Annotated in this window: 10 protein-coding genes; 1 reads left to right on the top strand and 9 read right to left on the bottom strand. The window is 47.4% G+C overall.

Going from position 1 to position 12,542, the window contains the following annotated elements; all coding sequences use genetic code 11:
• Position 1: 1 nt before the first annotated feature.
• Positions 2-1,699 carry a putative bifunctional diguanylate cyclase/phosphodiesterase gene (locus BUC30_RS06370; protein ID WP_073424078.1) on the bottom strand — a complete coding sequence of 566 codons (1,698 nt, stop codon included), beginning with the start codon at positions 1,697-1,699 and terminating at the stop codon, positions 2-4.
• Between the two features lie 237 nt (positions 1,700-1,936).
• On the opposite strand from BUC30_RS06370, the gene BUC30_RS06365 reads away from it, so the two are divergent.
• The gene (locus BUC30_RS06365; RefSeq protein WP_073424077.1) at positions 1,937-4,990 is read left to right on the top strand and encodes a hybrid sensor histidine kinase/response regulator; all 3,054 of its coding nucleotides are present in this window, start codon (positions 1,937-1,939) and stop codon (positions 4,988-4,990) included.
• Positions 4,991-5,041: 51 nt separating this feature from the next.
• Here BUC30_RS06365 and BUC30_RS06360 read toward each other — a convergent pair whose 3' ends face one another.
• From BUC30_RS06360 to BUC30_RS06325, 8 genes are all read right to left on the bottom strand, one after another.
• On the bottom strand, positions 5,042-5,977 hold the full coding sequence (locus BUC30_RS06360) for an FISUMP domain-containing protein (protein WP_073424076.1): 936 nt from the start codon (positions 5,975-5,977) through the stop codon (positions 5,042-5,044).
• Positions 5,978-6,078: 101 nt separating this feature from the next.
• Entirely contained in the window at positions 6,079-7,200 is a 1,122-nt protein-coding gene (locus BUC30_RS06355) for an ABC transporter ATP-binding protein (RefSeq protein ID WP_244536515.1), read from the bottom strand.
• On the bottom strand, positions 7,193-8,272 hold the full coding sequence (locus BUC30_RS06350) for an ABC transporter permease (protein ID WP_073424075.1): 1,080 nt from the start codon (positions 8,270-8,272) through the stop codon (positions 7,193-7,195). Before BUC30_RS06350 ends, BUC30_RS06355 begins: the two co-directional genes overlap by 8 nt.
• A gap of 54 nt (positions 8,273-8,326) precedes the next feature.
• On the bottom strand, positions 8,327-9,424 hold the full coding sequence (locus BUC30_RS06345) for an exo-beta-N-acetylmuramidase NamZ family protein (protein ID WP_073424074.1): 1,098 nt from the start codon (positions 9,422-9,424) through the stop codon (positions 8,327-8,329).
• A 25-nt stretch (positions 9,425-9,449) separates the two neighbouring features.
• Complete coding sequence (locus tag BUC30_RS06340) at positions 9,450-10,526, bottom strand: TIGR04133 family radical SAM/SPASM protein (RefSeq protein WP_073424073.1); 1,077 nt, start codon at positions 10,524-10,526, stop codon at positions 9,450-9,452.
• Positions 10,527-10,566: 40 nt separating this feature from the next.
• Positions 10,567-11,304 carry a hypothetical protein gene (locus BUC30_RS06335; protein ID WP_139260798.1) on the bottom strand — a complete coding sequence of 246 codons (738 nt, stop codon included), beginning with the start codon at positions 11,302-11,304 and terminating at the stop codon, positions 10,567-10,569.
• 294 nt (positions 11,305-11,598) lie between these two features.
• Positions 11,599-12,054: an ATP synthase subunit K gene (locus tag BUC30_RS06330; protein WP_014544954.1), complete on the bottom strand. Its 456-nt coding sequence runs from the start codon at positions 12,052-12,054 to the stop codon at positions 11,599-11,601.
• Positions 12,055-12,072: 18 nt separating this feature from the next.
• Entirely contained in the window at positions 12,073-12,528 is a 456-nt protein-coding gene (locus BUC30_RS06325; protein ID WP_015732433.1) for an ATP synthase subunit K, read from the bottom strand.
• Positions 12,529-12,542: the final 14 nt, after the last annotated feature.

Genomic DNA, 12,542 nt, shown 5'->3' with positions numbered 1-12,542 from the left:
TTTACTTCCTAGTTACGGCTTCACCTTCGAAGAACGAGACAAAGTCTTTGGGTGGAACGGGTTTTGAGAAATAAAAACCTTGAATAATTTCACATCCCATTTTTTTCAAAGTTTCTAATTGCGATTCTGTTTCAACACCTTCAGCAATCGAAGGCACATTCAGGAATTTTGCAATATCAATAATGAGCTTGACGAGCTTGAGATTACGTTCATCCTTTTCCATATTACGGATAAAGGACATATCGATTTTCAAGATATCCACAGGGATCGACGTAATCATATTCAGCGAGGAATACCCTGCACCAAAGTCATCAATTTCAATGCGGAAGCCCTTCCGACGCAGGTTTTCGACAACTTCAATAAGCCTTCCCGTATTTTCGGAATAAGCGCTTTCCGTCACTTCGAGCATCAATTCTTCTGGCGAAAGACCATTTTCAGCGCGAATGTTTTCTAGCTTGCTTTCCAGTTCCGGATCGAGAATATTGATGCGGGAAACATTCACAGATACGGGAATCGATGTTCCATGTTCTTCTTTCCAGCGACGGATTTGCGCGGCAGCTTCGTGCCATACGTAATTATCCACTTTCTGGATAAGACCGTTCGATTCAAACAAAGGAATAAAATCACCCGGACTGATAAAACCTAACTTCGGGTGGATCCAACGTACAAGCGCTTCGGCACTTGCAAGGCGTGGCGTCGAGCCCACAACATTGTACTTCGGTTGGTAATAAACTTTCAAGTCCTTATTGGCGATAGCATCATCTAAATCATGAATGAGAGTTTCTTCGAACAGATACCTTGCATGCAATTCGTTATTATAATGGGCAAAAGATTTTGTAAAATCGCCACGATTTGTATTGCATGCTATTTTTGCACGGTCAAACCAGTCTTCAATTTCGTATTCACGGCTGACATTTTCCCAAATTCCATAGCGGAGGCGGATATTATTCATCTGGAAGAACTTGGAAATCACAGCATCGAGTTCTTCACGGAATTTTGAGTAATCTTCTTGGTGAGTGGCGAACACATAGAACGTATCGGCATCGGCGCGGCAAGCAATCGCATTCATCGGAGCCAGCAGCGCTTTCATAGTTTTACCAATTTTCGAAAGAACAAAGTTACCATAGGGGCGGCCACAGAACTCGTTTACCAAATGGAACTGTTCTATATCAATGACAAGGGCATCTCGAGGAATCAGCTTGCCCCAGCGTTCCATTTGACGGATGTATTCAAAGAAGTAGTCCTTGACAAAAAGCCCCGAGACACCATCGCGCTCCGTATGGCGAATAAGATTTTTATCTTCGAAGAGCTCGACAATTCTTTCGCAGCGAGCAATCACAACTTCGGGAAGGCTGAAAGGTTTCTTAATAAAATCTGCGGCACCTAGCTTAAGACATCTTATTTCATAATCATTTTCCGATGTCATCACCACAACAGGGATTCGCTTTAACCGGTCACTAACAGCTCGGCGTTCCAAAAACTCAATCCCGCCCATCACCGGCATCATCAAGTCAAGAAGTACAAGCGAATAGACCGCGTCGGGTTCCATCAGCTTATCTAGGGCAATCTGCGCATTTTCCGCGTAATCAACGGCATAAGCCTTTGAAAGCATATTGCCCAGTATTTCTCGGTTAATGAATTCGTCATCTACAACAAGTACACGACGTCTAATAGCTTCATCCTCTCTTATGGTATTCATTTGTAACCACACTCCATTTTTTTATTGTCAAATTTAAACAATAGTTGACTAAATTCAATACATTATTTTCATTACATTTGTAATTATTACACATGACATATTGTGTCATCGATATTTTTTTTGTTACAATTTAATACTTTTGCTGACTTTTTTCTTACTACGCCAGTTTTCGTCACAACCTTATTTATATTTGCCGCGTGTTGGGATGAAAAACCTGCAAAACGCAGGGAGGATAATATGGTGTGGAAAAAAAGAAATGGAGTCAAGGAAACAGCCATTGGCAACATCGCCATGGCACTAGCCGTAATCGCAGGGTTCATAGCCTTAGCCTATATTGCGGTACAAAATATCAGCTCAATGTTCATGGAGGAACTTGCCGGTCGTCGTGAACAGTTTGTCGAGTCCAAACTTACAGACTATGTAAATAGTCTAAACTTCGCCGTCAATCACCTTACCCCAGAAGATCTCGCCAGCGAAGCAAATTTCCAGTCCTACCAATACCGCTTAAAGCATGTGTATGGACTTGAGAGATTCGCCTTTGTCGATTCCAGAGGCGTTATTTACACCTCGAATGGCACACGCGACGACATCGACCTTTACAAATTCGACTATAAGACTCTTTCCAAACCTGAAATTTCACTCAAGAAAGTTGAAGGCGAACACAAGACAATCATCGTCGCCATCCCAATCAACAAGCTTCACTACAACGGCCAAACACTTGTCGTTTCCTTCATGGAAATCAATATCAGCCGTTTGCTCGAAGGCGTCTCTCTACAGCTTGATACGAACAGTGCAGTATCTTGCAACATCTACACAAAAGACGGTCAGTCGCTTTTAAGCATGGTGCTTGGCGGATTCGCAAGTGACGAGAATCTTTTTACAGCCATGGAGAAGGCAGCATTCGACGAAGGCTACTCCGTTGAAACAATTCGCACAGATTTTTCAGCACATCAAGAAGGAACGGCAACATTCACACTCAACGGAATACGAGAAACGGTCCACTACATCCCAGTAAAGTCAACCGACTGGATGTTAGCATACCTTGTTCGTGACAATGTTTTCTCGGAACAGTTTACCGCATTCTCCGAAGGCATTGTTGAGCGTAACTTGATTATTTCCGTCATCGTCCTCTTCGCTATCGTTCTGCTTTCAATCTTTTTTATCGTGCAAACACGCCGAAATGCAAAATACAGAATCGAGCAAGAAATCATCGAAGCCGAAAATCGCGTAAAACAGAAAAAACTCGAAGAACAGCTCAAGCTCCAGGAAAAGCTTGTAGAACAGGAACGACAGAGGAGCGAGCAAAGCTACATGATTAACGCGCTTTCTTCGGAATACAAGAGCGTGTTCTACGTAGACTTGGAAAATGACACATCCATTTGCTACCGCAAAGTCATGGACGAAGACATTCCGTTTGATATCGGCGAAAAAATCCAGTACTGGAAAATATTCTCGACATACGCCAAGATGTTCATTTTGCCGGAATACCAAGAAAAATTCATTGAATTTATCAAACCAGAACACATCCGCGAAGCCCTTCAGAAAGAAACGCTCATCTCATTGCGTTACAAATCCATGCACAAAGGAAAAGAAACCTATGAAATGGTCCGCATGGCAACCGCCAACACAAATGAAGACGGTTCCATCCGCGTTGTGGGCGTAGGTTTCTCGAACATCGACGAAGAAATGCGCGAATCCATGGCCAAGAACCAAACGCTCATCGATGCTTTGAAAGCCGCCGAAGAAGCGAACAAGGCAAAGACAGTGTTCCTCTCGAACATGAGCCATGAAATTCGCACCCCGATGAACGCCATTATCGGTCTCGACAGTCTTGCACTCCATGAACCGGGAATTTCTCCGAAACTGAAAGAATATCTTGAAAAAATCGGTTCATCGGCAGAGCACCTGTTGAGCCTCATCAACGAAATTCTGGACATGAGCCGAATCGAAAGCGGACGCATGACTATCCATAGCGAAGAATTCTCGTCGGCAAAGATGCTTGAACAAGTGAATACGATTTTCAACGGGCAGTGCAGTGAAAGAGGCTTGAATTACGTTTGCAATATTTCCGACAACATAGATGACTACTACATTGGCGACGACATGAAAATCCGCCAGGTGCTCATCAACATTCTCGGAAACGCCGTCAAGTTCACCCCGCAAGGAGGATCTGTCACATTCAGCATCAATAAAGCAACGACGTACGACAACAAGTCTACACTCGTCTTTAAAATTAGCGATACCGGCATCGGCATGAGCAAGGAATACTTGCCGAAACTCTTTGAACCGTTCAGCCAGGAAGATCCGAATACAACCATCAAGTACGGCAGTAGCGGCCTTGGACTTGCCATTACCAAGGGTATTGTCGACATGATGAACGGAAAGATTGAAGTCGAAAGCGAAAAAGGCAAGGGAACGACATTTACCATTTCGCTAACGCTTTTGAACTCCGACCGCTCCGACAAGGATACAAGCGATATCCAGATTCAGACAAGCGAAATGAGCGTCCTCGTGGTGGACGATGACGAAGTCGCCATGAACCACGCCAAGCTCGTTCTCGAGAAGTCTGGAATTTCAACAGAAGTCGCCAATTCTGGAAAAGAAGCTGTAGAAATGGTGAAACTTCGCCACGCTAGATGCAATCCGTACAGCCTCATCGTTTTGGACTGGCAGATGCACGAAATGGACGGCGTGGAAACCGCAAGGCAAATCCGCGCAGTTACTGGCGATGACACGGCTATTATCGTGCTCACCGCCTACAACTGGGACGACGTGCTGGACGAAGCGCTTGCCGCAGGTGTGGACTGCTTTATCGCAAAACCAATCTTCACAAAGAACATCTTGGATGAACTCAAGAATATTCTCAAGAAGAAACGTCAACATATTGCGCCGATGAAAAAGAAGGCAGAACTTTCAGGCCGTCAGTTGCTCCTTGCTGAAGACATGGAAGTGAACGCCCAAATCATGATTGAAATCTTGAAGATGCGCAATATCCAGACGGATCACGCCGAGAACGGAAAGATTGCTCTCGAGATGTTCAGCAAGAGTCCTATCGGGTACTACGACGCCATTCTCATGGATATGCGTATGCCCGAGATGGACGGCTTGGAAGCAACGGCAGCCATCCGCAAGCTCGACCGCCCCGATGCAAATGTCATCCCGATTATTGCACTCACGGCAAACGCCTTTGACGAAGACGTACAGCGCAGCTTACAAGCAGGCCTTAACGCTCACTTGAGCAAGCCGGTACAACCCGACGTGTTATTCGAAACGCTCGAAGGAATGCTGTAATAACTATCCTATCTCTAAAAGGAAGGCTGCTCGTTTTGAGCAGCCTTTTCTTTACTTTTCAATTTTCTTTTCGGCAGTATCATCTTTTATCAATCGGACAAAAGACTGCGAATGTGTACTGAAAGTCACGCGGCCGGGGAAAATTTCAAAACAGAATTTATCCTCAGATGTCCAGAAATGACTAAAGAAATTATTGCTGATGCCAGTGCTGCATTTGACCGGAGTCGCCTCAAAACCCAGGTTATCGGTCGGGGTCACGTTGCATTTTTCCCAACCCTTGCGAGACATGAGCACGCTCGACGGATCACCAAGCCCTAAATTTGTAGCGGTCTTGATCAAGGTTTCAAAATCCTTTTTGCTAGGAACGCGCCAGCCCCTTACGGCACAGTACTTGTTCACGGAATTCCATTCGTACAGCCCCTCGCCCGTATAGCCCACGCACTTGTACTTTAAGGGTTCCTTCATCCACACTTGTTCGCCAATCCTTACGGTCTTGTAAACCTGACCATCGCGAGGGTCGACAAACTGCGATTCAAAAAGATTCGGGGAAAGCGAGAATCTTTTTTGCCAAATGTATTCCTGCATGATATCGAGCATTTGCGCGCACGGTTCAAAAGAGAGTCCCAACTCCACGCAAAGCCGTCTTTGGCAAGCTTCCAAAACTTCCTGCTGTTCGCCATCCGAAAAACTTCTGACCTCGTACATGCTTGACGGGATTTTCTTTAAAACAAGCAGGAACAAACGATCCTTGGCATCTGCTAATTCGGGGGCATCCAAATCGCGCAGTTCTTTTTCTAAAGTCGATTCGTTTGCGAAAATAGAATCACCGACTTTTTGTACAAGAACCTCACATAAAGCCTTAACATCTTTTTGCGCTACCTTGACTGCGGGGCGCACCAATTTGGCGCCGCAGAACGGGCAATTTTCCATTTTATCCATTAAAGCATCAAAATCTTTTAGATTCTTATGACACTCTTTACAGAACATAGTGTTCTCCCCGAAAAAATTCTCGAATTTTCAATGTTAATATTAAAAATTGAGAAAGAAAGGGATGTAAAACTTATGCAAAAAACGATTGCAAAGCAGAGTTACTTGGCGCAAAAGCAATAGGCGAAATGGTCCGCTTCGGCAATTTTCGTCGGGAGTTCGGTGGAAAGGCATTTTTCGCGAACATCGGCGGAAGCCTTGGCACATTTGCAGCAGCGGTCAGCAAAGCGACAGCCCTTAGCAAAGTCCTTGGGATGCGGCACAGAGCCCGGAATAGACGCAAGCGTGCGCAAGTCGCTATGGCTTTCTGGAATCGCGGCAAGGAGCCCTTGCGTGTACGGGTGCATCGGATGATTGATGACTTCGCGGACAGGACCTTCTTCAACAATGCGACCAGCATACATCACGGCAACACGGTGGGCATACTGCGAAACGATACCCATGTTGTGCGTAATGAGGAGAACAGCTGTTCCCGTTTTTTCCGCCATTTCCTTGAGTACGGCAAGAACTTGAGCCTGAACAGTCACATCCAAAGCGGTCGTCGGTTCATCGGCGATGATCAATTTGGGCTTTGGCAAAAGCGCCATCACAATGCACACGCGCTGGAGCATGCCACCCGAAAGTTCATGCGGATAGGAATTCAAAACGCGATCGGGATCGGTGAAACCGGCCAAGCGAAGCTGCTCGCGAATAAGGTCGAGGGGATCGTTCTGCGCATTTTGAGACTGCGCATTCCGAGATGTCGCGGGATCTTGTTTAGACTGCGCGCTTTTCAAAGTAGCACCCTTCGAGATTGCGCTGAACTTAAAGACTTCAAGAAGCTGCTTTTTAATGGTGACGACAGGGTTCAGCGCTTGCATCGGTTCCTGGAAAATGCATGCGATTTCGGAACCACGAACAGATTGCAAATCCTTGAACGGGAGTTTCACGAGGTCGTGGGCATCTTGAGATTGCGCATCATTAGCCCCCACATCAAACAAAATCTCGCCGTTCACAATCTTTGCGCTTGGCCACGGCAACAAGCGCAAAATGCTCATCGCAGTCACGCTCTTTCCGCAACCGGACTCGCCCACCAACGCAAAAAATTCGCCCGGGAAAATGTCAAACGAGACGCGATCCGTCACTTGCAACGGTTGCTTGCCGTCACGCGAGTTGCCGTTCTTGTCAAACCCGAACGCCACCGAAACATCTTTAACGCTTAAAACTGGAGAACGATTAGACATATCTATCTCCCGACTTCGGGTCCATTGCATCTCGCACGCCTTCGCCGACGAAAGTCGTGAGCAAAAGCGTCACAAAGAGCGCAGCGACCGTGCTCACGGAAATCCACGGAGCGTAGAGGTTGTTGAGTCCCTGGCTCATCAGTTCACCCCAGCTCGGCGTCGGCGGCTGGAGTCCAAAGCCCAAGAAGTCAAGCGACGTGAGGCTTCCGATTCCACCAATCAACGTGAACGGGAAAAGCGTCACCACGGGAGTCATTGCATTCGGCAAGATTTCCTTGAAAAAGATATGGCGATGCCCAAGTCCAAGCACCTTCGCAGACATCACGTACGTCATGCTGCGGAGCTTCAAGAATTCCGCACGCATGTAATAGCTGAGCGAAAGCCAGTTGAACGCCGCCATAATCAAAATCAAAAGCCAGAAACTGCGGCCGTAAATACTGCCGATGAGAATCACCACGTAAAGCATCGGGAGCGACGACCAGATTTCAATCATACGCTGCATGCCCGTATCCCAGAACTTCCCGAGATAGCCCTGAATACCGCCAATGACAATGCCGAGGAACGTCCCGAGCACAGTCAAGAGCAAACTAAAGCTGATGCAAATGCGGAACCCGTGAATCAAACGTGAAAGAACGTCTCGCCCATTGCTATCGGTCCCGAGCCAGTGCTTTGCGCTCGGCGCAAATGGAGGGGTTCCCTCCTCGCTCAGATCCGCCTTCAGCGGATCGTGCGGCACTGGCGGCATGATCGTCCACATCTCAGGGCAGCCTCCAGCACGCGGGAATCCGTCTTCTTCATCCTGCTTGCATTCTTCGACATCTGCAAAAAGCTTTGCGTAATCCTGTTCCGTCTTGTATTCGCCACCAAAGTCCGCATCGCTGTAACGCGCAAACGCCGGGAAATAGCTCTTGCCGTTATAACGCAAATAGAACGGTTCATCGTTCACCGTCCACGGACTTGTGAGAGAAAGCAAGTACGCCACCACCAAAATCACAAGCGACCAAAAGGCGCGCTTGTTCTTGCGGAAGCGCTTTAGGCGGTTCAAAGTTTCTGTCGAAAGTCTAAGTTTCATAGATTAAACAAGGCTCGGCGCATTTTCGCATTTTTGCGACAGTTCCAACAACCATTAAATACTCGACTCGATAAATTCCTTGCGGAACGTCCCGTTGCCAAGCAAAATATCAATCGGCAGCTTGTGGAACTCGTACTCGTACGGAGGCTGTTTCCACGCAAAATCCTTCGGGTACTCGTTGAAAATATACTGCAACAACTTCACCGCCATTTCAAAACTGCGGAACTTGTTGCGGTCCGTCACATGAATCTGCGCACCGCCACAAATCTGCCCCGCCCCCTTGTGGAACGTCGGCTGGAAGTAGTTTTCGCGGAAATACACGCCCGGAAGCTTGAGCCCGTTCATGTACTTGCAAAGCTTGACCGCATCGATAAACGGAGCACCGAAAATTTCGAACGGGCGCGTCGTGCCACGGCCTTCGCTCACATTTGTTGCTTCAAACAAACACATGCCCGGATACACAATTGCAGTATCGAGCGTCGGCATGTTCGGGCTCGGCAAAATCCACGGCAGTCCCGTTTCGTCAAACCACATGCGCTTATCGTAGCCATCCATGTGCATCACGTAAAGTTCGCACTTCGGGAAACGCTCGGCCTTGAACTGTTCAGCAAGTTCGCCAATCGTCTTTGCGTGCCTCGTGCGGATGCTATGCAAGCCCACAAAGCTTGTGTAATTGAGGTCAAGCACCGGACCTTCCTCGTCCACGCAGTTGATCGGATTCGGACGATCCACCACGACCACCGGGATTCCCGCCTTTTCGCATGCCTTCATGCAGAGGAACAGCGTCCAGATGAACGTATAGTAACGGGCGCCCACATCCTGCAAATCGACAAGCATCGCATCCACATGCGAAAGCATTTCTGCGGTCGGTTCGCGATGTTCGCCATAAAGGCTGTAAACCGGAATATGCAATTCCGGATCTTCGTAGCCTTCCCATTCAATCATGTTGTCTTGCGTGTGCCCCTTGATGCCGTGCTGCGGACCAAACAAAGCCGAAAGCTTAAAGAGCTTGCCGTCCAAATCCTTGAGCAAGTCAAGCGTATAACTCAAATCGGCACAGACCGAAGCCGGATGGAGAACCGCACCCAGGCGCTTACCACGAAGCGCTGCCGGGAAACTTTTTTCAAAATGAGAAAGAGCTAACGTAACCATGGATTTAAAGGTAGTAAAACCACCTTTAAACGCCAGCCGCTTCAAGCCGTTTCACATGGCAATATGCGAGTTCTTTTGTCCGTTCATCACGCAAATGCAGACTAGAGCCTTCACAATAGCGCCAATACTCACATTCCTTACAATCACCCGTTTTAGCCCATTCGCGGTCACGCATGACCTGATAACGGTTCTGCCATACATCCCAAAGGTCATCTTTATAAATATTCCCTTGAATGTAATCGCCACGCAAGCTAGGGCACGCCGAAATGCTTCCGTCACAAAGCACAGACGAAATATTCACGCCCGCCCAGCAAAAGAACGGATTATCTCGAACCACCTTTTCATAACTTCCGAGGAATCCTTCGCAATCGTAATTCACGTTGATGATTTTCTTTGTTTTCGCTTCACGAATAAATTCAAAGACCTGTCGAAATTTCTCATTCGAAAGCTGAAATAGCGGATTATCTTTCGCGCGACCTTTCGGGAACACGTTCGAAACGCGCCAACGCTTCACGCCAAGATTTACAAGCAAATTAAAAATCTGAGGCAATTCCTTGAGATTCTTGCGATTCACGCAAGTCATCACGTCAAACATCAAGCCTTCCGTATGCGCAGCCATGTTGATGGCTCGCACAGCACGTTCAAAGCTATGTGGATTTCCACGAAAATGATTGTGATTCTCTTCAAGCCCATCCAAGCTAATCGTAAGCGATTTGAGCCCAGCGTTCATAAGCCGAGCGAACCGATCAGGCGTCAAAGCGAGCGCATTTGTCACCATGCCCCATGCATATCCGCGCTTCTTAATTTCCTTACCGCATTCCTCAAGATCAGGGCGCATCAAAGGCTCGCCACCCGTAATCACCACCGCAAAATCATTCGGATCAATGTGCGGAGCAAGCCCATCCAAAACACGCAAAAAATCTTCACGCGGCATATCTGGAATCGCCTCCACCAAGCAATCACTACCGCAATGCAAGCAGTGCAGATTACAACGCAAAGTACATTCCCAGAACAAGTATGTCAACTTGTGGGATTTTATTTCACTATGGCGGTAAAGACGGTGCGCCTCAAGCGCTAAGGTTTTCTTAAGACCCAGATGCATGAATTCTAGAAACCAGCAATTCGGAGTTCATCGCTCAAAATTACTTTTCCTCGCCGCAAGAATTATTGAACACGCAAGGAGGACCATAAAGAGCTATCGCTCGTTCCAAAAGCATGTACTTATCAAAAAATTCATCTTCGCTCAGATTAGCTTGTCCATTGCTATATACGGTATTTCCATTATCATCAGTACTTATAACAAAGGACTGACCATCCTCGCACTCAAATGAATTATCATCCACTCGTTCACAGGGAATTTTTTCATCAGGCTTCACTTCGGTAAAAACATTATAATGAGCCAAAAAATCCGCTTTGTTATAGACCTTGCCATCATCACATGTATAAGTCTTATCTCTCACAATAACAACGCCGTATTTGGCAGTAACCTCAGGACGATTACGTATAGAAACTTGTTCTTCATCAACGATAGATTCAACACAGGTCACGCCATCAGAGCAAGTAAGTTTCGAATCGCCCTCGATTCTGGTGCAGACATCCCCCATAAAAACACCATACAATGGCTGAGGAACAACATCCATGCTGCTAGAACTTTGGACAACAGGATTTGAGCTAGACGATTGAGCTTCAGAACTTGAAGAATTTACCTCAGAAGTAGAGCTTGCAATTTCAGCCGACGAACTGGAACTTTCGCTATTTGAAGTTGCACTTGAACTGGAATCCGAGCCCTCAAACGTCGGAGATGTAGAACTATTATCGCAAGCATTCCAGAAGAACGTTGTCAATGCCAGCAAAAGCTTTTTCCAGTGATTGTACATCATATCAAATTCCCTAAAAATGTTGCCCCATACACATCTAATATAAACAAACCACGAAAAAATCACAATCTTGGAAAAGCTCGTTTCAAGAGTTTTTCAGCGTTTTTCAAAAGCAAATTCCACTTTTTCACAACAAACGTATTATATGCGACTTTTGAGCAACAAAAAAGACTGCCGTTAAGCAGTCTTCTTTCGTCTTTGTACAAGTTCCAAATGCTCGGCTCGGCCATGTTCAAGCAAACTTGACCGCGGCGCTCGCCTTACGCATTTGTCGTCTGTAGCGGAGCGTTCTTTCGTCTAGCTCACGAGCATCATCGAGAACACCATAACGAACAGTGCGACCGTTTCGCCGACACCGAGCACCATGAGGTAGTTCACGAGACCCTTGCCCGTTTCGCCAAGGGCGTTGCAAGCGTCAGCAGCGGACTTACCCACGTACCAGGCGCTAGCCATCATGCCGATGCCACCGAAGATGCCTACGCCAAGGTAAGCAGCCCAGTTGCCCGGAGCAGCCTGCGACTTGTTCAAGATGTACATCATCAGGAGCATGCCGTAAATCGTCTGCGCAATCGGCGCACCCACGAAGATGAGCAGCGTAAAGAGCGCGTTCTTACCCTTGAGATACGCCTTTTTCCAAGCACCGATGGCCGCCATGCCGGCAGTCCCGCAGCCCAGCGCAGAACCCACTGCGGCAAGGCCAAGGGCCGCCACCGCACCGAGCTTTGCGAGCGTTAAAAGTTGTGATTGATCCATAAGTGCGACCTCTTTCGATTAAAGCACCATCATGGAGAACACAAGCACGAACAAAGCGACGGTTTCGACGATACCGAGAACCATCAAGTAGTTCACCATGCCCTTGCCGGTTTCACCGAGAGCATCGCAAGCCACTGCAGCAGACTTGCCCTGGTACCAAGCAGAAGCCATCATGCCGAGGCCACCGAAGATACCAGCACCGAGGCAGCCGCCCCAGTTCGTAAAGCCCTGTTCAGCAGCCTTGCTCAAGATGAAGTTCATGAGCAACATGCCGTAAATCGTCTGGGAAATCGGAGCACCGACGAACACGAGAAGAGTGAAGAGAGCGGACTTACCCTGAGCGTAAGCCTTCTTCCACATCGTGATAGCAGACATACCGGCCGTTCCGCAACCAAGGGCAGAGCCCATAGCCGCAATGCCAAGCGCAGCTGCAGCACCCATTTTAGCGAGAGTCACCATTGTATTCGGTTCCATTATATTATCCTCAT

The sequence above is a fragment of the Fibrobacter sp. UWB7 genome (assembly GCF_900142945.1).
Lineage (GTDB): Bacteria > Fibrobacterota > Fibrobacteria > Fibrobacterales > Fibrobacteraceae > Fibrobacter.
Note: the sequence above shows the minus strand (reverse complement) of the source record. Positions and strands in the feature narration are given on the sequence as shown.